At 62.7% G+C, this 23,949-nt stretch carries 19 protein-coding genes, 2 tRNA genes and 1 pseudogene; 7 read left to right on the forward strand and 15 right to left on the reverse strand.

Translation table 11 applies throughout. The features are described 5' to 3' along the window. Positions 1–5 precede the first annotated feature (5 nt). The gene (locus MKK04_RS23695) at positions 6–1,142 is read right to left on the reverse strand and encodes a branched-chain amino acid ABC transporter substrate-binding protein (protein ID WP_063911909.1); all 1,137 of its coding nucleotides are present in this window, start codon (positions 1,140–1,142) and stop codon (positions 6–8) included. A 467-nt stretch (positions 1,143–1,609) separates the two neighbouring features. Between MKK04_RS23695 and pncB the strand changes: the two genes are divergently transcribed. Together pncB and nadE are read left to right on the forward strand one after the other, a co-directional pair. After that, entirely contained in the window at positions 1,610–2,815 is a 1,206-nt protein-coding gene (gene pncB / locus MKK04_RS23700) for a nicotinate phosphoribosyltransferase (RefSeq protein ID WP_207828748.1), read from the forward strand. 3 nt (positions 2,816–2,818) lie between these two features. Continuing rightward, positions 2,819–3,646 carry an ammonia-dependent NAD(+) synthetase gene (nadE, locus tag MKK04_RS23705; protein ID WP_063911911.1) on the forward strand — a complete coding sequence of 276 codons (828 nt, stop codon included), beginning with the start codon at positions 2,819–2,821 and terminating at the stop codon, positions 3,644–3,646. Between the two features lie 111 nt (positions 3,647–3,757). On the opposite strand, the gene azu is transcribed toward nadE, so the two are convergent. Continuing rightward, positions 3,758–4,207, reverse strand: a complete 450-nt coding sequence (azu, locus tag MKK04_RS23710; protein ID WP_241106031.1) for an azurin — start codon at positions 4,205–4,207, stop codon at positions 3,758–3,760. Positions 4,208–4,556: 349 nt separating this feature from the next. Between azu and MKK04_RS23715 the strand changes: the two genes are divergently transcribed. Next, positions 4,557–5,144 carry a TIGR00730 family Rossman fold protein gene (locus MKK04_RS23715; protein ID WP_233694648.1) on the forward strand — a complete coding sequence of 196 codons (588 nt, stop codon included), beginning with the start codon at positions 4,557–4,559 and terminating at the stop codon, positions 5,142–5,144. A gap of 135 nt (positions 5,145–5,279) precedes the next feature. On the opposite strand, the gene MKK04_RS23720 is transcribed toward MKK04_RS23715, so the two are convergent. The 8 genes from MKK04_RS23720 to rnr form a co-directional block, all read right to left on the reverse strand. Next, positions 5,280–7,580, reverse strand: a complete 2,301-nt coding sequence (locus tag MKK04_RS23720) for a YgiQ family radical SAM protein (protein ID WP_207828736.1) — start codon at positions 7,578–7,580, stop codon at positions 5,280–5,282. 202 nt (positions 7,581–7,782) lie between these two features. Continuing rightward, complete coding sequence (dnaB, locus tag MKK04_RS23725; protein ID WP_015271992.1) at positions 7,783–9,180, reverse strand: replicative DNA helicase; 1,398 nt, start codon at positions 9,178–9,180, stop codon at positions 7,783–7,785. 112 nt (positions 9,181–9,292) lie between these two features. Further along, positions 9,293–9,739 (reverse strand): 50S ribosomal protein L9, encoded by a 447-nt coding sequence (gene rplI, locus MKK04_RS23730; RefSeq protein ID WP_003249568.1) that lies wholly within the window; start codon positions 9,737–9,739, stop codon positions 9,293–9,295. A gap of 20 nt (positions 9,740–9,759) precedes the next feature. Further along, entirely contained in the window at positions 9,760–10,623 is an 864-nt protein-coding gene (locus MKK04_RS23735) for a hypothetical protein (RefSeq protein WP_063911915.1), read from the reverse strand. Between the two features lie 33 nt (positions 10,624–10,656). Then, the gene (rpsR, locus tag MKK04_RS23740) at positions 10,657–10,887 is read right to left on the reverse strand and encodes a 30S ribosomal protein S18 (RefSeq protein WP_003249563.1); all 231 of its coding nucleotides are present in this window, start codon (positions 10,885–10,887) and stop codon (positions 10,657–10,659) included. Between the two features lie 28 nt (positions 10,888–10,915). Beyond that, positions 10,916–11,341, reverse strand: a complete 426-nt coding sequence (rpsF, locus tag MKK04_RS23745) for a 30S ribosomal protein S6 (protein ID WP_013974420.1) — start codon at positions 11,339–11,341, stop codon at positions 10,916–10,918. A gap of 294 nt (positions 11,342–11,635) precedes the next feature. Then, positions 11,636–12,382, reverse strand: coding sequence for a 23S rRNA (guanosine(2251)-2'-O)-methyltransferase RlmB (gene rlmB / locus MKK04_RS23750; protein WP_063911916.1), 747 nt, complete (start codon positions 12,380–12,382; stop codon positions 11,636–11,638). Beyond that, the gene (gene rnr / locus MKK04_RS23755; protein WP_241106032.1) at positions 12,379–14,955 is read right to left on the reverse strand and encodes a ribonuclease R; all 2,577 of its coding nucleotides are present in this window, start codon (positions 14,953–14,955) and stop codon (positions 12,379–12,381) included. Before rnr ends, rlmB begins: the two co-directional genes overlap by 4 nt. 271 nt (positions 14,956–15,226) lie before the next feature. Here rnr and MKK04_RS23760 point away from each other — a divergent pair. From MKK04_RS23760 to MKK04_RS23775, 4 genes are all read left to right on the forward strand, one after another. Further along, a tRNA-Leu gene (locus MKK04_RS23760) sits at positions 15,227–15,313 on the forward strand. Positions 15,314–15,401: 88 nt separating this feature from the next. Next, positions 15,402–15,488 (forward strand) — tRNA-Leu (locus tag MKK04_RS23765). A gap of 427 nt (positions 15,489–15,915) precedes the next feature. After that, complete coding sequence (locus MKK04_RS23770; protein ID WP_207828719.1) at positions 15,916–16,929, forward strand: extracellular solute-binding protein; 1,014 nt, start codon at positions 15,916–15,918, stop codon at positions 16,927–16,929. Then, positions 16,929–18,494, forward strand: a complete 1,566-nt coding sequence (locus tag MKK04_RS23775; protein ID WP_207828709.1) for an ABC transporter permease — start codon at positions 16,929–16,931, stop codon at positions 18,492–18,494. The genes MKK04_RS23770 and MKK04_RS23775 overlap by 1 nt, the downstream gene beginning before the upstream one ends. Before the next feature lie 102 nt (positions 18,495–18,596). On the opposite strand, the gene MKK04_RS23780 is transcribed toward MKK04_RS23775, so the two are convergent. The 5 genes and pseudogenes from MKK04_RS23780 to MKK04_RS23795 form a co-directional block, all read right to left on the reverse strand. Continuing rightward, positions 18,597–19,064: a DUF2867 domain-containing protein gene (locus MKK04_RS23780; RefSeq protein ID WP_241106033.1), complete on the reverse strand. Its 468-nt coding sequence runs from the start codon at positions 19,062–19,064 to the stop codon at positions 18,597–18,599. Between the two features lie 114 nt (positions 19,065–19,178). Continuing rightward, positions 19,179–20,063, reverse strand: a complete 885-nt coding sequence (locus tag MKK04_RS26765; protein ID WP_371034222.1) for a methyl-accepting chemotaxis protein — start codon at positions 20,061–20,063, stop codon at positions 19,179–19,181. Positions 20,064–20,084: 21 nt separating this feature from the next. Further along, positions 20,085–20,777 (reverse strand): annotated as a pseudogene (locus MKK04_RS26770) (methyl-accepting chemotaxis protein); the annotation flags it as partial. 550 nt (positions 20,778–21,327) lie between these two features. Beyond that, positions 21,328–22,620 carry an adenylosuccinate synthase gene (locus MKK04_RS23790; protein ID WP_063911922.1) on the reverse strand — a complete coding sequence of 431 codons (1,293 nt, stop codon included), beginning with the start codon at positions 22,618–22,620 and terminating at the stop codon, positions 21,328–21,330. A 56-nt stretch (positions 22,621–22,676) separates the two neighbouring features. Further along, positions 22,677–23,864 (reverse strand): ATP phosphoribosyltransferase regulatory subunit, encoded by a 1,188-nt coding sequence (locus MKK04_RS23795; RefSeq protein ID WP_207828681.1) that lies wholly within the window; start codon positions 23,862–23,864, stop codon positions 22,677–22,679. Positions 23,865–23,949 lie beyond the last annotated feature (85 nt).

Genomic DNA, 23,949 nt, shown 5'->3' on the forward strand with positions numbered 1-23,949 from the left:
CGTTATTATTTTTGTTTTTCCAGCTGGTGATACTTGCCGTCCTTGTCCCACTGGTAGACCACGTAGTCGGACACGGTCAGGTCGCCCTTCTTGTCCCACTTTTTCTCGCCCATGACGGTCTGTACCGGGTTGGCCTTGAGCCACTCGGCAGCCGCTTCGCCCTTGTTCGACTTGGCGCCGTTGAACGCGGCGGCCAGCGCCTGCAGCGAGGCATAGGCGTACAGGGTATAGCCCTCAGGTTCGGTACCGGCCTTGCGGAACTCCTCCACCACCGCCTTGCTGTCTGGCAGCAGGCGCGGGTCGGCGCCGAAGGTCATGTACACGCCATCGACGTACTGCGCACCGCCGGCGGTGGCCACCAGTTCGTCGGTAACGATGCCGTCATCGGACATGAACTTGACGTCCTTCAGGCCCTGCTCGCGCAGCTGGCGTACCAGAGGGCCGGCTTCCGGGTGCAGGCCGCCGAAGTAGACGACGTCGGCACCGGTAGAGCGGATCTTGGTGACCACGGCGCTGAAGTCCTTCTCGCCACGGGTCAGGCCTTCGTACAGCACCGGCTTGACGCCGCGTTTCTCCAGCTGTGCCTTGGTCGCGTCGGCCAGGCCCTGCCCGTAGGTGTCCTTGTCATGCAATACCGCGACTTTCTTGCCCTTGAGCACATCGACGATGTAGTCGCCGGCGACGATGCCCTGCTGGTCGTCACGGCCGCACATGCGGAACATGGCACCCAGGCCGCGCTCGGTGACCTGTGGGTTGGTGGAGCCCGGGGTAATGGCGATGACGCCAGCCTCGTCATACACCTCGGAGGCCGGGATGGTGTTGGAAGAACAGAAGTGGCCGACCACGCCGATCACCTTGTCCTGGTCGACCAGGCGGTTGGCCACGGCCACGGCCTGCTTCGGCTCGCAGGCGTCATCGCCCTTGACCAGGACGATTTTCTCGCCGTTCACGCCACCGGCGGCGTTGATCTTGTCGGCCGCTGCCTGCGCACCTTTCATGTACTGCTCGCCAAACGCTGCGTTAGCCCCGGTCATCGGGCCCGCTACACCGATCTTGACGTCGGCCTGAACATACGAAGAAACACCCAGTGCCGTAGCTACGGCCAGAGCCAGGAAACCTTTCTTGTAAAACGTCTGCGACATGAGGTGGTGCTCCTAGAGTTTTTTTGGTTGGCACTACAACTTCTCAGCCCTGTGCTCTGAGCAAGGGCCGTGCCATACGGTTTGTCTTCCGGGAAAACACACTGAGACAGGCGCCAACAGGCGACCGACGGCCTTTTCTTTATTGAGCGTGCAACCGTCTGCCACGCGGCAGGCGCCACCACACGTACAGACAAGGAGCAACCGCCGAGTGCCATCATTGCAACCCTGGCAAGTGTTTACGTGCAACCGCCCTGTAACAGCGGACGTCACCGAACTGCACACCGCTGGTGCGCGACTGCTACAGGCGGCACCGTTTCAAGGCTAGCTGGTGCACAAAAAAACACCCGGTTTTGGCCGATACGCGGCCCTGTGGGAGCGGGTTCACCCGCGAAGAGGCCAGCCCAGACACAACAAGGCCGAAAAGGCTGGCACAATGTCCGCCATTCGCCGCTTCCGGAGCCCCCTTGATGAGCGAAAGCGCATTCGCCGAGCGCATCGTGCACAACCTGCTCGACACCGACTTCTACAAACTCACCATGATGCAGGGCGTGCTGCACAACTACCCGGACGCCGACGTCGAATGGGAATTCCGCTGCCGCAACGGCGAGGACCTGCGCCCCTATCTTGGCGAAATCCGCAACCAGCTCGAGCGGCTCAGCGACCTCACCCTGGATGACGGCCAACTGGCCTTCCTCGAACGCATCACCTTCCTCAAGCCCGACTTCCTGCGCTTTCTGCGCCTGTTCCGCTTCAACCTGCGCTACGTGCGCCTGGGGATAGAAAACGACCAGCTATGCCTGCGCCTGAAAGGCCCATGGCTGCATGTGATCCTGTTCGAAGTGCCGCTACTGGCGATCATCAGTGAAGTGCGCAACCGCCAGCTGCACCCGCGCATGCGCCTGGCCGAGGCCCGCGACCAGCTGTACCGCAAGTTCGACTGGCTGCGCGCACATGCCAGCGACGACGAACTGGCCGAACTGCAGGTGGCCGACTTCGGCACCCGCCGGCGCTTTTCCAGCCGCGTGCAGGAAGAAGTGGTGCGCGTGCTGCGCGACGATTTCCCGGGCCGCTTCGTCGGCACCAGCAACGTCGACCTGGCATGGAAACTGGATATCAAGCCGCTAGGCACCATGGCCCATGAATGGATCATGGCCCACCAGCAACTCGGCCCGCGACTGATCGACAGCCAGATCGCCGCGCTGGACTGCTGGGTGCGCGAGTACCGCGGCCTGCTCGGCATCGCCCTGACCGACTGCATCACCATGGATGCCTTCCTCGGCGATTTCGACCTGTACTTCGCCAAGCTGTTCGACGGCCTGCGCCACGACTCGGGCGAACCGGTGGCCTGGGCGGAAAAGGCCATTGCCCATTACCAGAAACTGGGTATCGACCCGATGACCAAGACCTTGGTGTTTTCCGACGGCCTCAACCTGACCCGCTCGCTGGAAATCTTCCGTGCCCTGCGCGGTCGCATCAACGTCAGCTTTGGCATCGGCACCAACCTGACCTGTGACATCCCGGGCGTGGCCCCGATGAGCATCGTGCTTAAAATGACCGACTGCAACGGCGCGCCGGTGGCGAAGATCTCGGACGAAGCCGCCAAGACCCAGTGCCGCGACGAGAACTTCGTCGCCTACATGCGCCATGTATTCAAAGTCCCCAGCAAGGAGTAACCCATGCAAGCGGTTCAGCAAGAGATTGCCCAGGCGCTGAAGGTACAGCCGCCGTTCGCCGACGCCGCCGCGCTCGAGGCCGAAGTCGCCCGGCGCGTGGCGTTCATCAAGGATTGCCTGGCCAACGCCCGGCTCAAGACCCTGGTGCTGGGCATCAGCGGCGGCGTCGACTCGCTGACCGCCGCCCTGCTCGCCCAACGCGCCATCAACGAGTTGCGCGCAGAAACCGGTGACAAGGCCTATACCTTCATCGCGGTGCGCCTGCCCTATCACGTGCAGCACGATGAGCATGACGCCCAGGCCTGCCTGGACGTGATCAAGGCCGATGAAGTGCACACCGTCGATATCGCCCCGGCGGTGAAGGCGCTGGCAGCTGAGGTCGTGGAACTGAAGAATGGCTCGCCGACGCTGGTGGACTTTGTCGTGGGCAACGTCAAGGCACGCACGCGCATGGTCGCCCAGTACACCATCGCCGGTGCCCGCGCGGGCCTGGTGATCGGTACCGACCACGCCGCCGAGGCGGTGATGGGCTTCTTTACCAAGTTTGGTGATGGCGCCTGCGACCTAGCGCCGCTGAGCGGGCTGGTGAAGAACCAGGTGCGGGCGATTGCGCGCAGCTTTGGTGCGCCGGAGTCACTGGTGGAGAAGGTGCCGACTGCGGACCTGGAAGACCTGGCGCCGGGCAAGCCGGACGAAGCGTCCCATGGCGTGACCTACCAGCAGATCGATGCCTTCCTGCATGGGCAGCCGGTTGACCAGGCAGCGTTCGACATCATCGTCGCCACCTACCGCAAGACCCAGCACAAGCGCGAACTGCCGTTCGCCCCTTGATAAGGCTATAGAAGGACCTGTGGGAGCGGGTTCACCCGCGAATACGATGGTGAAGCCACCAACGCATTCGCGGGTGAACCCGCTCCCACAGGGTTCACCGTCAGCCTTTGATTACTTGACGACGACCTTGCCCTTCATCATCGAGATGTGGCCCGGGAAGGTGCAGAAGAAGCTGTAGTCGCCACCGGCTTCCAGCTTGGTAGTGTCGAACTTCACTTCAGTTTCCTTCTCAGGCGCGCCGATCATCTTGGTGTGGGCGATGATCGCGGCGTTGTCAGCCTTGATGTAGTCCTTTTCCAGACCCTGGCTCATGCCTTCGGTGGCAATGCCCTGCATGTCGGCAGTCTTGCTGATCACCAGGTTGTGGCCCATGACGTTCTTCGGCAGGTTGCCGGAGTGGGTCAGTTTGACGGTGAATTCCTTGCAGCTCTTGTCGACGGTGATTTCCTTGGTGTTGTAGGACATCTGGTCGGTGGAGTCGACAGTCACCGAGCACTCGGCTGCGAAGACAGAGGCGCTGGCGAGGGTCAGCAGGGATACCGCTACAGCTTTCGCAAACATCATGAATCTCCTTGGCAGGGTTTTATCAATTGCGAGACTGCCTGAAACCGTTCAGCCCCCTGCTGATATGGGTCAAGGGGGTGTCAAGTGGCCAGCCAGTAGAATTGTTCAATCGATTGTATACAACCAATTCAAGAGCACATCATGCCCTTTTATTGGAGGATGGGACAACCTCTCATTTAGGAGCAATACGAAATGACCCTTGGTAGCCTGATGAACAGCCTGCTGGCGGCCTACGCCCATGGAGCGACTGGCGCCATCTGCGAATTCTCCCGACCGGAGTGAAACCGGCCTTGGAACTGTAGGGCATGGACCTTACCCTGTCAGCCTGAGTGACAGGAGATGAGCAATGCCCGTACGTTCCGTTTGTGTGTTCTGCGGCGCCAGTATCGGCGCCAACCCTGCCTACCGTGAAGCGGCCATCGCGCTGGGCCAGGCGATTGCCCGTCGCGGCCTGACCCTGGTCTATGGTGGTGGCGCGGTCGGCCTGATGGGCACCGTCGCCGACGCGGCCATGGCGGCCGGCGGCGAAGTGATCGGGATCATCCCGGAAAGCCTGATGAATGCCGAAATCGGCCACAAAGGCCTCAGCCGCCTGGAAGTGGTCGACGGCATGCATGCGCGCAAGGCACGCATGGCCGAGCTGAGCGATGCCTTCATCGCCCTGCCCGGTGGGCTGGGTACGCTGGAGGAGTTGTTCGAGGTATGGACCTGGGGGCAATTGGGCTATCACGCCAAGCCGCTGGGACTGCTGGATGTGAACGGCTTCTACGAGAAGCTGGGCGGGTTCCTCGACCATATCGTCGAAGAAGGCTTCGTGCGGCAGCAGCATCGGGCGATGTTGCTGCTGGGGCAGCAGCCGGATGAGCTGCTGGACGGGATGGAAAGCTTTGTAGCGCCAGTGGCGCCGAAGTGGGTCGACAAGAAGCCCGATTGATTTGCAGATTTTGGGACCGCTTTGCGGCCCTTTCGCGACACAAGGCCGCTCCCACAAAAGCACTGCGTACGCCGATCAATGTGGGAGCGGCCTTGTGTCGCGAAAGGACCGCAAAGCGGTCCCAATATGGATCAGTTAGCGCGGAATGACTGGCTGACGCGGCTTCTTGTTGCCCTTGCCACCCTTGGCCGCTTCCTTGCGCTCCTTGGCCGCCTGCTGGTTGCGCGCAAACGCTTCGGCCTTGGCCTTTTCACGCTTGTCCCACGGCTTGCTGCCATCGCTGCCACGCGGCGGCAGGCCGGTGTGCTGGGTAAGGATCTTCTGGTCCTTGCCCACCTTGTGGCTACCCGCCGGGGTCGAGTTCTTGCGGCGCGCACTCTGGTAGGTATCGGTCTGCGGCTGGTGCAGCGGGATCAGCTGGTGCTTGCCCGGCCCGATCAGGTCGGCGCGGCCCATGCGCTGCAGCGCTTCACGCAGCATCGGCCAGCCCTTCGGGTCGTGGTAACGCAGGAACGCCTTGTGCAGGCGGCGCTGCTCCTCGCTCTTGACGATCTCCACCCCTTCGCTCTTGTAGGTCACCTTGCGCAGCGGGTTCTTGCCCGAGTGGTACATGGCCGTGGCCGAGGCCATCGGCGACGGGTAGAACGCCTGCACCTGGTCGGCACGGAAGCCGTTGCCCTTCAGCCACAGGGCCAGGTTCATCATGTCTTCGTCGGTGGTGCCCGGGTGCGCGGCGATGAAGTACGGGATCAGGTACTGCTCCTTGCCCGCCTCTTTCGAGAATTTCTCGAACATGCGCTTGAAGCGGTCATAGGTGCCGATGCCCGGCTTCATCATCTTGTCCAGCGGGCCACGCTCGGTGTGCTCCGGGGCAATTTTCAGGTAACCGCCGACGTGGTGGGTGACCAGTTCCTTGACGTATTCCGGCGACTCCACCGCCAGGTCGTAGCGCAGGCCCGAGGCGATCAGGATCTTCTTCACACCCGGCAAGGCACGCGCCTTGCGGTACAATTCGATCAGCGAGCTGTGGTCGGTATTGAGGTTTTCGCAGATGCCCGGGAACACGCACGACGGCTTGCGGCAGTGCTTCTCGATGTCATGGCTCTTGCAGGCGATGCGGTACATGTTGGCAGTCGGGCCGCCAAGGTCGGAGACAACGCCGGTGAAGCCCGGCACCTTGTCACGCATCTCTTCGATTTCGTGCAGGATCGACTCGTGCGAGCGGTTCTGGATGATGCGGCCTTCGTGCTCGGTGATCGAGCAGAAGGTGCAGCCACCAAAGCAGCCACGCATGATGTTCACCGAGAAGCGGATCATCTCGTAGGCCGGGATGCGCTCCTTGCCGTAGGCCGGGTGCGGCACACGGGCGTAGGGCATGCCGAACACGTAGTCCATTTCTTCGGTAGTCATGGGGATGGGTGGCGGGTTGAACCACACATCTACCTCACCGTGCTTCTGCACCAGGGCGCGGGCGTTGCCGGGGTTGGTCTCCAGGTGCAACACACGGTTGGCGTGGGCGTACAGCACCGGGTCGTTACGCACCTTTTCGAACGATGGCAGGCGGATTACCGACTTGTCGCGGGTCATCCGCGGGCTGTCGAGAATCTGTACCACCTTGGCTTCGTTCGGGTCGTCCACCTCGCCCTTGGCCTGCTCGATGGCACAGGCCTGGGTGTCCTGGGTGTTCACGTACGGGTTGATGATCTTGTCCACACGGCCTGGGCGGTCGATGCGGGTGGAGTCGATCTCGTACCAGCCCTGGGGGGTATCGCGGCGCACGAAGGCGGTACCGCGCACGTCAGTGATCGTCTCGATCTTCTCGCCGTTGGACAGGCGCTGGGCCACCTCGACCACCGCGCGCTCGGCGTTGCCGAACAACAAGATGTCGGCGCTGGCGTCGATCAGGATCGAGTGGCGAACCTTGTCCTGCCAGTAGTCGTAGTGGGCGATGCGGCGCAACGAGGCCTCGATGCCACCCAATACGATCGGTACATGCTTGTAGGCTTCCTTGCAGCGCTGGCTGTACACCAGGCTGGCACGGTCCGGACGCTTGCCGGCCAGACCGCCTGGGGTATAGGCGTCGTCGGAACGGATCTTCTTGTCCGCGGTGTAGCGGTTGATCATCGAGTCCATGTTGCCGGCAGCCACGCCGAAGAACAGGTTCGGTTCGCCGAGCTTCATGAAGTCGTCTTTCGACTGCCAGTTCGGCTGGGCGATGATGCCCACGCGGAAGCCCTGGGCCTCCAGCAGGCGGCCGATGATGGCCATGCCGAACGACGGGTGGTCGACGTAGGCATCACCGGTCACGATGATGATGTCGCAGGAATCCCAGCCGAGCAGATCCATCTCCTCCCTGCTCATCGGCAGGAAAGGTGCTGGCCCGAAGCATTCGGCCCAGTACTTGGGATAGTCGTAGAGTGGTTTGGCTGCTTGCATGTCAGTGACCGGTTCTGGTGTGCAGGGAAATCGCGGGCGCGGAATATAGCACAAATTTTGACCAAATCCGACGGTGGTTGTCGGATTCATGGGTTGCCTGTACCGGCCTCATCGCCGGCAAGCCAGCTCCCACAGGAGCTCCACAGGCCTCGAGGCCGTGGTGTCCTGTGGGAGCTGGCTTGCCGGCGATGAGGCCAGTGGCTTATTCGTCATCGTCGAAGTTGTACATACCCGGCGCAAGGTTCTCGAAGCGGGTGTACTTGCCGATGAACGCCAGGCGCACGAAGCCGATGGGGCCGTTACGCTGCTTACCGATGATGATTTCCGCCACGCCCTTGTGCTCGGTCTCAGGGTGGTACACCTCGTCGCGGTACACGAACATGATCACGTCGGCGTCCTGCTCGATCGCACCGGATTCACGCAAGTCGGAGTTCACCGGGCGCTTGTTCGGCCGCTGTTCCAGCGAGCGGTTCAGCTGCGACAGGGCGATGACCGGGCAGTTGAACTCCTTGGCCAGGGCCTTGAGCGAGCGGGAGATCTCGGAAATTTCGTTGGTCCGGTTGTCACCGGCCGAACCCGGGATCTGCATCAGCTGCAGGTAGTCGACCATGATCATGGCGATCTCGCCGTGCTCACGGGCCAGGCGGCGGGTACGCGCGCGCATTTCCGAGGGGCTGATGCCGGCGGTATCGTCGATGAACAGCTTGCGGTCGTTTAGCAGGTTCACCGCCGAGGTCAGACGCGGCCAGTCGTCGTCGTCCAGCTGGCCGGAACGCACCTTGGTCTGGTCGATACGGCCCAGGGACGAGAGCATACGCATGATCAGCGATTCACCTGGCATCTCGAGAGAGAACACCAGTACCGCCTTGTCGGTACGCAGTACGGCGTTTTCCACCAGGTTCATGGCGAAAGTGGTCTTACCCATCGACGGTCGGCCGGCGACAATGATCAGGTCGGCTGGCTGCAGGCCGCTAGTCTTCTCGTCGAGGTCGGTAAAGCCTGTGGATACGCCGGTGATGTCGCTGTCGGAGTTGAACAGCGTGTCGATGCGGTCGATGGCCATGGTCAACAGTTCGTTGACCCCCACCGGGCCGCCGGTCTTCGGCCGCGCCTCGGCGATCTGGAAGATCTGCCGCTCGGCATCGTCAAGAATCTCTTCGGCGTTACGCCCTTGCGGGTTGAAGGCGTTGTCGGCGATGTCGGTACTGATGCTGATCAGCTGGCGCAGGGTGGCGCGCTCGCGAATGATCGCGGCGTAGGCCTTGATGTTGGCCACCGACGGGGTGTTCTTGGCCAGCTCGGCCAGGTACGCCAACCCACCGACTTGCGAAGAAAGGCCTTCCTTGTCCAGTTGCTCGTGCAGGGTCACCACATCGAATGGCTGGTTGGCGTCGGCCAACTTGTGCACGGCACGGAAGATCAGGCGGTGGTCATGCCGGTAGAAGTCGCCATCCGACACCTGGTCCAGCACCCGCTCCCAGGCGTTGTTGTCCAGCATCAGGCCACCGAGCACGGCCTGTTCGGCCTCGATGGAATGCGGCGGCACCTTCAGGGCTGCGGTTTGCAGGTCAAGCTGTTCGGAGGTGGTGATCTCGTTCATGGCCACGAAAGAATTCAGGAGGACGAAAAAGACAAAGGGCACGGCCTGTATGAACAGGACCGTGCCCGATGTTAACCGGCTGACACCTGACGGGCCAGCCAGTCAGCGCAGCTTAGGCAGCTACGACGACCACGCGTACGGTGGCTTCAACGTCGCTGTGCAGGTGCACGGCTACGTCGTATTCGCCAACCTGACGGATGGTGCCGTTCGGCAGACGAACTTCAGCCTTGGCCACTTCAACGCCGGAGGCGGTCAGGGCGTCAGCGATGTCGTGGGTGCCGATCGAACCGAACAGCTTGCCTTCGTCGCCAGCGGTGGCAGTGATGGTCACTTCCAGCTCGGCCAGTTGGGCAGCGCGGCTTTCAGCCGAAGCTTTCTTGTCAGCAGCTGCTTTTTCCAGCTCGGCGCGACGCTCTTCGAACGCAGCCAGGTTGGCGGCGTTGGCAACGGTGGCCTTGCCGAATGGCAGCAGGAAGTTACGGCCGTAACCAGCCTTAACCTTTACTTTGTCGCCCAGGTTGCCCAGGTTAGCGACTTTTTCCAGCAGGATCAGTTCCATTTGGTAAAACCTCTTAACTTTTAACCTTCACCGTTCGCGGAGTCATTCCCCTTGGGGGACTTGCGACCGCGAAAATCAATCAGGCTGTCGACAATGGCCAGAACCACCAGCAACGGATAAATCAGCTGCATGATCAGCGGCAACGTCACGTACATGCCCACCAGCCAGAAACCGGCCAGTCGCCCCTGCGCCACCAGCCCGTGCATCAAGGCGATGCCGGCCAGCACCAGTACCAGGCTCGAGGCCGATGCCAGAATGATGAACTGCGGGCCGATAAACGGCGCCACCACCATCACTGCCACCAAGACCGCCATGGTCTGTTTCGGCAACTTCAGTTCGCGAAACTCGCGCCCGAAGCCTCCAGGGTTGTACAACGCTGCCTGCCAATAGCGCGCCAGCATCAACGCCAGCACACTGAACAATTGCACCGTCACTGCTGTGGAAGCGACCAGCACGGGGCGGATCAGCTCACCAGAGAGCACCGGTTGCCCCTCGATTTTCGGCATGGCTTCGGCAAACGCCTTGGCCAGCACATCGAAGGTTTGCGCCAGCGCCAGATCAAGCACGAGGCTGAAAGCCACGGCGAACACGGCACTGGCGAGCAACACCCGGCTCCAGGGATGCTCGGCACGCAACATGGCGGCCAGGGCCAGGGCACCCGCAATCACCAGAAAGGTGATGGGATCGCCCATGACCCACACGGCCAGCCCGGCCAGCAGGCCGCCGGCGATGACCGTTGTAGCATCCTTGAACCCACGCCGCAGCAGCACAAGGCTGCCGGCAGCGGCACTCAACCAGAACAGCAGCGGCAGTACCGCGCTGATGACCACCACCAGGGTGGCCTGCACACGACCGCGCATGATGAAACTTGCTAACGCTCGCATGCTAATCCCTTACTGCTTGTCGACGACCCGGTCTCAGCGGCCGTGGCTGTCGGTGTAGGGCAGCAGGGCCAGGAAGCGGGCGCGCTTGATAGCGGTAGCCAGCTGACGCTGATAACGAGCTTTGGTACCGGTGATACGGCTTGGAACGATCTTGCCGGTTTCGGATACGTAAGCTTTCAGGGTGTTGAGATCTTTGAAGTCGATCTCTTTCACGTCTTCAGCAGTGAAGCGGCAGAATTTACGACGACGGAAGAAACGTGCCATTTAATAGGCTCCTCTAAAGGTCCGTGGATTACTCGTCAGCGTTATCGCTGGAGTCGCTGTCATTGCTGTCGTCGCCGTCGGCGGATTCAGCATGCTCAGGACGCTCACGACGCTCACGGCGCTCGCTGCGGTTTTCTTCAGCCTTCAGCATCTCGGACTGGCCGGTAACGGCTTCGTCGCGACGGATGACCAGGTTACGGATAACGGCATCGTTGTAGCGGAAGTTGTCTTCCAGCTCGGCCAGGGCCTTGCCGGTGCACTCAACGTTCAGCATCACGTAGTGAGCCTTGTGAACATTGTTGATTGCGTAGGCCAGTTGACGACGGCCCCAGTCTTCCAGGCGGTGGATCTTGCCACCATCTTCTTCGATCAGCTTGGTGTAACGCTCAACCATGCCGCCGACTTGTTCGCTCTGGTCCGGGTGAACCAGGAAGATGATTTCGTAATGACGCATGAATGCTCCTTACGGGTTAGTAGTCTGCCAGTAAATCTGGTCAGACAAGGAGTGAATGACACTGTATGTCTTGCACGGAGGGGAGGCACATGAGCGCCTGCCAGCTCGGCAAGGGGCGCAATTGTAGAGAAGGCGGGGCGCACAAGCAAGGTGATTGGTGAATATTTGAACAGCCTGATACACATTACAGACTGCCGGCCCTTTCGCGGGTAAACCCGCTCCCACAGGGCTCAGGCCTTGTGCGATCCCTGTGGGAGCGGGTTTACCCGCGAAAGGGCCGGTACAGGCTGAAGATCAGCGCTTGGCCTGACGCTGACGCACAGCCTCGAACAGGCACACGCCAGTCGCCACCGACACGTTCAGGCTGCTGACGCTACCGCCCATCGGCAACTTCACCAAAAAATCGCAATGCTCGCGGGTCAGCCGGCGCATGCCCTTGCCTTCCGCGCCCATGATCATCACCAGTGGCCCGGTCAGGTCCTGCTGGTAGATCTCCTGCTCGGCCTCGCCGGCGGTACCCACCACCCACAGGCCACGCTGCTGCAGCTTTTCCAGGGTGCGCGCCAGGTTGGTCACGGCCACCAGCGGGATTACCTCCGCCGCGCCGCAGGCCACCTTGCGCACAACCGGCGTCAGGGTCGCGGACTTGTCCTTGGGCACCACCACTGCCGTGGCACCGGCGGCATCGGCGGTACGCAGGCAGGCGCCAAGGTTGTGCGGGTCGGTCACACCATCCAGCACCAGAATCAGCGGTGGTGTTTCGGTGCGTTCGAGCAACTCCTCGAGCATCAATTCGCCCCACACCTGGCTCGGGCTCACCTCGGCGACCACGCCCTGGTGCACACCTTCTACCCAGGCATCCAGCTCACGACGCTCGGCCTGGCCAACCGGCACGCGGTTCTCCGCAGCCAGCGCCAGCAACGTTTCGAGGCGTGGCTCGCTGCGCCCTTCCGACAGCCAGATCTGCTTGACCCGCTTCGGATGGTGCTGCAGCAATGCCTGCACGGCGTGCACACCGTAGATCTTTTCCAGCTGACTCATGACTTGCTCTTGCTCTTGCGTGGCGCACCGGACTTCGGCGGGCCTTTACGGTGCTTGGTCGGCTTGCCGGACGACTTGCCGCCCTTGTCCGACTTGCTGCTGGCATGGCCGCCACTGCGTGCCTCGCTCATCAGCGCCTTCTTCATTTCGCGGCTCTTGCGCACCTCGGCGTTACGCTGCACGGCATCTTTCGGGAAGTATGCCTCGGCGGTTTCGCTCTTGCGGCTGCGTGGTTTCGGCGTAGCCTTGGCCTCGACCGGTGCCTGCGCAGGCTGCTCGGCGGCTGGCGCAGCGCCACGCTGTTTGCGGCCAATCGGCGCAGCGAGGGTTTTCTCCGACACTTCGAAGTCGATCTTGCGCTCGTCGAGGTCAACACGCATGACCTTGACTTCGATGGTGTCGCCCAGGCGGAAGCTGCGCCCGGTACGCTCGCCGGACAGGCGGTGATGCACCGGGTCGAAGTGGTAGTAGTCACCCGGCAGCGCACTGACGTGCACCAGGCCTTCTACGTAGATGTCGGTCAGCTCGACGAACAGGCCGAAACCGGTCACCGCAGTGATCACACCCGGGAAGGTCTCGCCCACGCGGTCCTTCATGAACTCGCACTTGAGCCAGTTGACCACGTCACGGGTGGCTTCATCGGCCCGGCGCTCGGTCATCGAGCATTGCTCGCCGAGTTGCTCCAGGGTGTTCTCGTCGTACGGGTAGATGCGCGCCTTGGGGATGCTCATGGCGCCGGCACGCTTGACGTGCGGGGTATCCACCTTGGAACGGATGATGCTGCGGATGGCGCGGTGCACCAGCAGGTCCGGGTAACGGCGGATCGGCGAGGTGAAGTGGGTGTACGCCTCGTAGTTCAGCCCGAAGTGGCCGTTGTTGTCGGTGCTGTACACCGCCTGGCTCAGCGAACGCAGCATCACGGTCTGGATCAGGTGGAAGTCCGGGCGCCCGGAAATGCTCGCCAGCAGTGCCTGGTAATCCTTCGGCGACGGGTCCTTGCCCTTGTGCAGGGTCAGGCCCAGTTCGCCAAGGAAGGCGCGCAGCTTTTCCAGGCGCTCCGGCGGCGGACCGTCGTGCACGCGGTACAGGGCCGGCACGCCGTGCTTCTGCAGGAACTCGGCGGTGGCCACGTTGGCCGCCAGCATGCACTCCTCGATCAGCTTGTGGGCATCGTTGCGCACGGTCGGGCGGATTTCCGCGATCTTGCGCTCGTCACCGAAGATGATGCGGGTTTCCTGGGTTTCGAAGTCGATGGCACCCCGGGCGTGACGGGCATCCAGCAGCACCTTGTACAGGTTGTACAGGTTCTTCAGGTCCGGCACGACTGCCTTGTACTCCTCGCGCAGCGCCTTGCCCTCACGGGTGCGGGAGTGCTCGAGCATGCTGCTGACCTTGTTGTAGGTCAGGCGGGCGTGGGAGTGGATGACACCTTCGTAGAACTGGTAGTCGACCATCTGGCCGGCTTTGTTCATGGTCATTTCGCAGACCATGGCCAGGCGATCGACATGCGGGTTCAGCGAGCACAGGCCGTTGGACAGCTCTTCGGGGAGCATCGGCACCACGCGCTCGGGGAAGTACACCGAGTTGCCGCGCTGCTGGGCCTCGACGTCCAGGGCCGAGCCCAGGCGCACGTAGCTGGACACGTCGGCGATGGCCACATAAAGGCGCCAGCCACCGGAGAACAGACGCAGCTTGCCCAGCGGCTCGCAATAGACGGCGTCGTCGAAGTCGCGGGCGTCCTCGCCGTCGATGGTGACGAACGGCAGGTGGCGCAGGTCGACGCGCTTCTCCTTGTCCTTCTCTTCGACTTCGGAGCGGAACTTGCGCGCTTCCTTGATCACGTCCTTGGGCCAGACGTGCGGGATATCGTAGCTGCGCAGGGCAACGTCGATTTCCATGCCCGGCGCCATGTAGTTGCCGATAACCTCGACCACATCGCCCTGCGGCTGGAAGCGCGGGGTCGGCCAGTGGGTGATCTTGATCTCGACGAACTGGCCAATCTTGGCGCCGCCGTTGCGCCCGGCGGTGACCAGCACTTCCTGCTGGATCTTCGGGTTGTCCGGGGTCACGTAGCCGATACCGCCTTCTTCGAAGTAACGGCCGACCACGCTTTCGTGGGCACGGGAGATGATTTCGACCAGCACGCCTTCACGGCGGCCACGGCGGTCGACACCAGAGACGCGGGCCAGGCCGCGGTCGCCGTCGAACACCAGGCGCATCTGCGACGGGCTGAGGAACAGGTCTTCGCTGCCGTCGTCCGGAATAAGGAAGCCGAAACCGTCGCGGTGACCGGCGACGCGGCCGCAGATCAGGTCCAGCTTGTCTACCGGGGCATATGTGCCGCGCCGGGTATAGATAAGCTGGCCATCACGCTCCATGGCACGCAGGCGGCGGCGCAGGGCTTCGATCTGGTCTTCGTCGTACAGACCGAACTCGGCCGCCAGCTCCTCGCGTGCGGCCGGTTCGCCACGGTCGGCAAGGCGCTGCAGGATCAGCTCACGGCTGGGAATGGGGTTGTCGTATTTTTCCGCTTCGCGAGCGGCCTCGGGATCGAGGGATTGCCAATCGGCCATCAGAAGGGGTTCACCTTGGGGTATATAGATAGGAATTCTGGCATAGGCGTATTGAAACCGGAAATGTCAGCCTTGGACAGCCCCACCGGCGTCTCCGGCGAGCCGGAATAGGCCTGCGGAATCAACAAGTTGAATTTTTTGAAATTTTTTTCGCTTGGGGGGTTTACAGCCCCCCGGACCGTCCGTATAGTGCGCACCACAACGACGGACAACCCCGAAGTTGTAGTAGAGATGAGCGGCGCTGTAAAGCATCAAGTAATCTCGAATGTGTGCCCAGGTGGCGGAATTGGTAGACGCGCTGGTTTCAGGTATCAGTGGCTTAACGGCCGTGGAAGTTCGAGTCTTCTCCTGGGCACCAAATATTTTCAAGTAACAGATGACCAAGGATCTGTTACTACTGTGTGAAAGCGAACGATAGTCGCCTTCTCCAGATGATGTAAAGCTTTGCCCAGGTGGCGGAATTGGTAGACGCGCTGGTTTCAGGTATCAGTGACTTAACGGTCGTGGAAGTTCGAGTCTTCTCCTGGGCACCATACAAAAACCCACTAGCTTGCTAGTGGGTTTTTTCTTGCCTGCGATTTTTGTCTCTCCCTCCTCGCCTGCCCGGACTGCTCTGGCGTCTATGAGATCGAGCGCCGCCCGCGCGGCGCATCGCGAATAAATTCGCTCCTACATTTGTTGCAACGTGGCCATGCCTGTGAAGCCATGGTTGTCAGCCTTGTTTGCATGGTTCAAGTCATGAGCCAGGGCTGGCAACCATGGCGTAACAGGTTCGGCCACGTTGCAACAAATGTAGGAGCGGCTTTAGCCGCGATGCGCCGCGCGGGCGGCGCTCGATCTCACAGGCGCAAAAAGGCCCAAGGCAATCCGACCATGAATTTCTCGTCACCCGGCCACTTGAGAAACGATTTCGTTTACCATTGTTTCCAAATATGTAGCCGTAAGCGAGGAAGTACCCGCATGACGATCCGCCCGCAACCGCTGATGCGTACCTTGGCCGCCGCCGTGCTGAGCCTGGCCATCGGCGCTCCGGCCGCCATGGCAGACGCACCGGTCACCCTGACCATGTACAACGGTCAGCACAAGGAAATCGGCGAAGCCATCGCCCAGGCCTACGAGGCCAAGACCGGCATTCATATCGATATCCGCAAGGGCAGCAGCAACCAGCTGGCCAGCCAGATCATCGAGGAAGGCGAACGCTCGCCGGCCGACATCATCTATACCGAAGAGTCCCCTCCCCTGAACAACCTGGGTGAGCTGGGCCTGCTGGCGAAAATCGACGACGCCACCGCGAACATGATGCCCAAGGAGTACGTTGGCGCCAACGGCACCTGGATGGGCATCACCGCCCGTACGCGCATCGTCGTGTTCAACCCGAAGAAGGTCGACGAGAAAGACTTGCCGACCACAGTGATGGACTTCGCCAACCCCGAGTGGGAAGGGCGCGTCGGCTATGTGCCCACCAGCGGCGCCTTCCAGGAGCAGGCCGTGGCCATCCTGAAGATGCACGGGCGAGAAGCCACCGAAGAATGGCTGACCGGCCTGAAGGCATTCGGCAAGCCCTACACCAACAACATGGTCGCCCTGAAAGCCGTGGAAAAAGGCGAAGTGGCTGCGGTACTGGTGAACAACTACTACTGGTATGCGCTTGAGCGCGAGCGCGGCAAGCTGGACACCAAGCTCTACTACCTGGCCGATGGCGATGCCGGCAACCTGGTCACCATTTCCGGCGCAGCCGTGGTCAAGGCCAGCAAGCACCCGAAAGAAGCCCAGGCCCTGCTCAACTGGATGGCCAGCGAAGAAGGCCAGCGCGTGATCACCCAGACCACCGCCGAGTACCCGCTGCATAAAGGCATGGTCTCCGACCGTGGCCTGAAGCCGTTCGAAGACCTGCGCCCGCCGAAGATCTCGCCAGCCGACCTGGGCAATGCCGAGGAAGCGATCGAGCTTGAGCGCGAGGTCGGCCTGCTCTGATGACTGCCGCCCTGTCCGAGCCGGTGCCGGTACGCTTCGTACCGCGCCGCAAGCGCCCCTCGATCTGGGTGGTGCTGCCTGTGCTGTTCCTGGTGGCCATGAGCTTGCTGCCATTGCTGTACGTTGCCATGAAAGCCTGGGAAGCCGGCTGGCGCGAAGCCTTGCACCTGCTGTGGCGGCCGTTTGTCTGGGGGCTGATGCGCAACACCCTGATGTTGATGGCCGGGGTGACGCTGACCTGCATGGTGGTCGGCATGGCCCTGGCCTGGCTGCTGGAGCGCAGCAACCTGGCCGGTCGTCGGCTGTGGGGCGTGGTGCTGTGCCTGCCGTTCGCCGTGCCGTCGTTCGTCAGCAGCTTCACCTGGGTGTCGCTGAGCTCGGACTTCGAAGGGCTGGGCGGGGCAATCATGGTCATGGCCCTGTCCAAGTACCCGCTGGTGTTCCTGCCAGTGGCGGCAACCCTGCGCAACCTCGATACCTCGCTGGAGGAATCGGCACGTACGCTGGGCTGCAGCCGCTGGGGCGTATTCATCAAGGTCACCCTGCCGCTGCTGTGGCCATCGATGCTGGGCGGCGCGCTGCTGATCGCCCTGCACATGCTGGTGGAGTTCGGCGCCTTGTCGATCCTCGGCTTGCAAACCTTCACCACGGCGATTTACCAGCAGTTCGAACTGGAGTTCAGCAATGCCAACGCGGCCATGCTGTCCGCCGTACTGTTGGCGATGTGCCTGGTGATGCTGTGGCTTGAACTGCGGGTACGTGGCAAGGCCCGACATGTGCGCATCGGCCAGGGTGTGGCGCGGCGAGCACAACCGGTGCGGCTGCGTGGCTGGGCAGTGCTGGCGCAACTGTTCTGCGTGGGCCTGGCGGTGTTGGGCAGCGGTATTCCGCTGGCCATGCTCGGCTACTGGTTGAGCGTGGGTTCATCGGCGGCATTCCCTGTGGCAGCCATTTCCAAGGCGCTGCTCACCTCGCTGTCGGTGTCGCTGGGGGGTGCCGGTTTCTGCGTGCTGCTAGCCCTGCCAATCAGCTTCCTGGTGGTGCGCTACAAGGGCCGCCTGGCAATTTGGGCCGAGCGCCTGCCATACCTGTTGCACGCCCTGCCAGGCCTGGTGATTGCCCTGACCCTGGTGTTCTTCGCCCTGCATTACGTGCCGGCGCTGTACCAGACCACGGCACTGTTGCTGCTGGCCTATGCGCTGCTGTTCCTGCCGCTGGCGCAGTCGCCGGTGCGCACCGCACTGAACAAGGCTTCACCTACCCTGGAGGAAGCGGCAAGGACCTTGGGCGCGAGCAGCTTTGCCGCGTTCTGCCGGGTGACCCTGCCGATCATCTTCCCGGCCATGGCGGCAGCCTTTGCCCTGGTGTTCCTGGACGCCATGAAGGAGTTGACTGCCACCTTGCTGCTCAGCCCGACCGGCATGACCACCCTGGCCACAGAGGTGTGGGCGCATACGGCCAACGTCGAGTTCGCGGCGGCGGCGCCTTATGCGGCGTTGCTGATTGTGGTTTCGGGGTTGCCGGTATATCTGCTGACTACGCGGATGTATCTGAACAAGGCTTGATCCGCCTCGCCTTCATCGCCGGCGAGCCAGCCTCCACAGATACCGCGCCGCCCTAAGGCTTGTGCAGTACCTGTGGGAGCTGGCTTACCGGCGATGAGGCCATCAGATGTTACGCAGCATGCGGCGCACAATCGGCCCATGGGCTTTGCCGACCGGCAGCATGTAGAGGCGGCCGAAGCGGTTGAAGCACTGCACCGAGGTGGTCACACTCAAACGCTGCCGGCCATTCCTCTGCTCATCCAGATCCATGCTCACCATCACCGCCAGGTGCGTGTCACGCGAGGTCAGGACCAATTGCTGGTCGCTGATTGCCTCGACAAGGAAAAAGTCCAGATGCTCTCCTACTGCCGGCGAGCGTTCAGGGCTGCGCGCTGAGAAACCATGAATAGGAGTGACATTGAAGCGGCGCGAGATGAAATCGCGCAGGCGGAAGGCCTGGGCCAGCCAGCCGGGAATATCCGAGGTCATGGCGCAGTAGGCCTGGAGGGCGGTCATTGGCGCACTGACATGCACGCTGTCGCAATGAAGGAAATCCAGGGCGGCCGGGGCGGCGACCAGTTGGGCTGACATGAACAACTCCGTTTGCCATGTTTCGTTGCCATCATAGCAATACTGCCCACTGAGGTAAGGACCTGTATCGCGATCGATGTGGGAGCGGGCATGCCCGCTCCCACAATGATCGGGTCAGGCTCTGAACTGGCCCAGGCTGGCACGCAGCTGTGCAGCCAGGTCATCCAGCACCTTGCTGCTGGCGGTGGTCTGCATCACCACCTCGGCCGAGCGTTCGGCCTGGGCGTGTATGGTTTCCACCCGTCCACGCACGGCCTGCGCCCCGCTCGCCTGCTGCTCGGCCGCCCGGGTGGCCAGGCCGATGGCTGCGTGTACTTGCTCCACTGCCGCCTGCACCGACTGCTGGCGGCGCTCGTTGTCACGCAACACCAGAAGCCCCTCGCTGGCCTTCAGCCCTGCCTGACTGATGGTGGCCACGGCCTCCTTGGCGCCCTTCTGCAACGCGGCAATATGCGCCTGGATATCACCCGTGGAGCTTTGCGTCTTGCTCGCCAGCGCCCGCACCTCATCGGCCACCACGGCAAACCCGCGCCCGGTTTCGCCAGCACGGGCGGCTTCGATGGCCGCGTTCAAGGCCAGCAGGTTGGTCTGTTCGGCGATGCCGTGGATAACCGTCAGCACCACTTCGATCTGCTCGCTCTGCTTGGCCAGGCGCTCGATCACCTGGGAGCCGGCCTCCACCTGCCCGGCCAGGTTCTCGATCAGACCGGCTAGCTGGGTCGAGGTGCGGCTGTTCTCGTCAGTTGCCTGGCGGATATCCACCACCTGCTGCAGGGCTGCCTGCATCGCGTGGCTTTCAGCCTGGGCCTCGTCGGCCATGCTCGACAGGTCGCGCAGGCTGGCCGCCACTTCATCGCGTTGCAGCGCAGCGGCAGCATCGGCGCCGGCATTGCGCTGGGCCATCGCGCCAATCTCCACGCCGGTGCGCTGCGCCACCTCGCCCGCCTCGCGCACGATCGGCTGCAACTTGTCGACAAAACGGTTCACCGCCGAAGCCATGTCACCAATTTCGTCGCGGCTGTCGAGAGGCACACGCTTGGTCAGGTCGCCTTCGCCAGCCGCCAGGTCATCGAGGGCGGCAATCAGCAGGCGCAGCTTGCTCAGCACCCGGCGGCCAAGCACCACAGCCACCACCACCAGCACACCCAGGCCGACCAGCATCAGGCCCAGGCCGATGCGCCAGCGCAGTTCGGCGGCAGCATCACGCACGGTCTGTGCGGTATTGGCCTGCATCGCGGCAGCACTGCCCTGCGCCTTCTCCAGGCGCTCGCGCAGGGTCTTGCCACTGTCGGCAGCAGCACCGACCAGGCTGTCGCCGACCAATTGCTCGCCGCTGGCGATCAGGGCAGCAAAGCGCTGGTCGAGGGCCTTGAGCTCCTGATCGATGCCGGCAGTGGAAACGCCCATCACCACCTTACCGATTTCTGCACCATTGGGGTTGATCGAGGCCTCGACGAAGTACACCGCCGGGTCGCGCCGGGCCGCGTCGATCACCTTGTCCAGCGCACGCTCGCCCTGGCCCTTGTCCATCAATGCCTGGTTGATCGGGTTTTGCCGGTTCAGGTAGCGGGTCAGGTGCTGGCCCTGGGCATCGTCGTAAATCACGAACAGCACGTTGGGGTTGCGCTGGGCACGCCGGGCGAAGTCGGAGAGCACCGGCACGTCGTTGTCCCAGATCGCCCGTGGGGCGACCGAGGCCAGCAGCTCGGCCATGTCGTTGGCGGAGTCCTTGAGGTTCTTTTCCAGCGTGCTGCGCAGTTGCTGCTGCTCACTTTGCAGGCGCGCCGACAAGCCTGCGCTCAGGCGCTGGCGGGTACTGCTGGAGAGGCCGTCGAGACCAGAGCGCACATCTTGCCCGGCTTGCTCCAGTTCACTGGCGAGTTGGCGGCTGTCATTGCCCAGGCGTTCACCCAGGTCGGCCTCCAGGGCGGTGACCGTGCTTCGGGTAAGCGCAACGGCAACCAGCACCTGCACCAAAAGAGCGATACCAAGGGCAACAAACACAGGCCGCAAAAGGCGGCTTCGTAACAGTGAGAGAATGGCAGACACGGTGTAACCCTCGTGTTTTCTGGCGCCACTATTTTGATGGCATCTTCAGAAACTTCTTACAGCAAGGGTTGTGCCGGGGGCAGCAGGGATAAGTGCCAAGGTTTAGCAATGGGTTTTCCGGTACTGGCCCTATCGCCGGGACAGGCATACCCCACAAATGAAAACGCCGCAGCCCCTTTCAGGGCCACGGCGTCAGATCAGCCTGGAAGGCAGATCAGGCGAACGGATGACGCAGCACGATGGTCTCGTTGCGGTCCGGGCCGGTGGAGATGATATCGATCGGTGCGCCGATCAGCGCTTCGATGCGCTTGATGTAGGCGCGAGCGTTGGCCGGCAGCTCTTCCAGGGTTTTCACGCCCAGGGTCGATTCGCTCCAGCCTGGCATCTCTTCGTACACCGGCTCCAGGCCGATGTAGCTGTCGGCATCGGAAGGCGCGTCGATGACGGCACCGTTCTCGTTCTTGTAGCCAACGCAGATGTTGATGGTTTCCAGGCCGTCCAGTACGTCCAGCTTGGTCAGGCAGATGCCCGAGATGCTGTTGACGTCGATGGCGCGGCGCAGGATCACGGCATCGAACCAGCCGCAACGGCGCGCACGGCCGGTGGTGGAACCGAACTCATGGCCACGCTTGGCCAGGGTCGCGCCAGTCTCGTCGAACAGTTCAGTCGGGAACGGACCGGAACCTACGCGAGTGGTGTAGGCCTTGGTGATACCCAGGATGTAGTCCAGGTACATCGGGCCAACGCCGGAACCGGTGGAGATACCGCCAGCAGTGGTGTTGGAGCTGGTGACGTACGGGTAGGTACCGTGGTCGATGTCCAGCAGCGAGCCCTGGGCACCTTCGAACATGATGTCCTTGCCGGCACGACGCAGGTTGTGCAGCTCGGCGGTGACGTCGAGCATCATCGGCTTGAGCTGTTCGGCGTAGGCCATGCATTCGTCCAGGGTCTGCTGGAAGTCGATGGCCGGCTCTTTGTAGTAATTCACCAGCTGGAAGTTGTGGTAGTCCAGCAGCTCACCCAGCTTGGCGGCGAAACGCTCGCGGTGGAACAGGTCGCCCACGCGCAGGCCGCGGCGTGCGACCTTGTCTTCGTAGGCTGGGCCGATACCACGGCCGGTGGTGCCGATCTTGGCTTCGCCACGGGCTTTTTCGCGGGCCTGGTCCAGGGCAACGTGGTACGACAGGATCAGCGGCGCGGCCGGGCTGATGCGCAGGCGCTCGCGCACCGGTACGCCCTTCTCTTCCAGCTTGGTGATTTCACGCATCAGGGCATCCGGGGCAACGACCACGCCGTTGCCGATCAGGCACTGTACGCCTTCACGCAGGATACCGGACGGAATCAGGTGCAGAACGGTCTTCTCACCGTTGATCACCAGGGTGTGACCCGCGTTGTGGCCACCTTGGTAGCGCACTACGGCGGCAGCATGTTCGGTCAGCAGATCGACGATCTTGCCTTTGCCCTCATCACCCCACTGGGTGCCCAGGACGACGACATTCTTACCCATTACATTGGTCCTCATTCACGCAAACTTGGTTGCCGGCCTGTTGCCGGCGCAGAAACTCACTGGGCCAGCGGCAGAACCTGCCAGCGCCCGTCTTGCTGAATCAATTGCCGATCACAATCCGCCTCGAGAGCAGCACTCAACGGCTGGCCAGGCAGGGCCTGGACCACACGCTGGCCCTCGCTGCGCAACTGGCAGACTTGCTGCCAGAGGGCCGCGTCGCCACTGTCCGGCATCCAGATGCCGCCAGTTGGCAATACGACCTCCGCTCGCCCCAGTGTGACCAGGGTCTTCAAATCCGTGGAGAAACCGGTGGCCGGGCGGGCCCGGCCGAAATCGGCGCCGATGTCGTCATAGCGCCCGCCCTGGGCGATCGATTGACCCTCGCCCGGCACGAACACGGCGAACACCACGCCCGTGTGGTAGTGGTAACCGCGCAGCTCGCCGAGGTCGAAGTACAGCGGCAGGTCCGGGAAGCGCGCCGCCAGACGATCGGCGATCGCCAGCAGGTCGTCCAGCGCCGCCAGCACGCTGGCCGGGGCACGCCCCAGGCGCACGCGGGCTTCGGCCAGCACTTCGCGGCCACCGCACAGTTCGACCAGCGCGCGCAGCATGTTGCCCAGGTCCTTCGGCAGGTCGGCGGTCAGCACCTGCACTTCATCCACGGCCTTGCGCTGCAGGGCGTCGAATAGCTGCTGCTCGACCGCACCGGACAGGCCGGCAGCACGGGCCAGGCCGCGGTAGATGCCGACATGGCCGAGGTCCATGTGCACATCCGGCACATCGGTCAGTTGCAGCGTGGCGAGCATCAGGCTGATGACTTCGACATCGCTGGTGGGGCTGGCGTCGCCGTACAGCTCGGCGCCCAGCTGGATCGGGCTGCGCGAGGTGGACAGGGCTCGCGGCTGGGCGTGCAGCACGCTGCCGGCATAGCACAGGCGGCTAGGGCCTTCACGGCGCAGGGTGTGGGCGTCGATGCGCGCCACCTGCGGGGTGAAGTCGGCGCGGAAGCCCATCAGGCGGCCGGACTGCGGGTCCACTACCTTGAAGGTGCGCTGGTCCAGGTCCTGGCCGGCGCCGGTAAGCAGCGACTCCAGGTACTCGATATGCGGGGTGACGACCAGTTCGTAGCCCCAACTCTGGAACAGGTCCAACACCTGGCGGCGCGCGATCTCGATGCGCGCAGCCTCAGGTGGCAGTACTTCCTCGATGCCATCTGGCAGCAGCCAGCGGTCTACCGTTGCCATTACGCCATTTCCCCTCTGGTCCGGGCGGCTTGCCAAGCAGGCGAGCCGTCAGTAAAGCCGGTATCGCGCACAGCAGCGGGCAGCA

The sequence above is a fragment of the Pseudomonas sp. LS.1a genome (assembly GCF_022533585.1).
In the GTDB taxonomy this organism is placed as follows: Bacteria; Pseudomonadota; Gammaproteobacteria; order Pseudomonadales; family Pseudomonadaceae; genus Aquipseudomonas.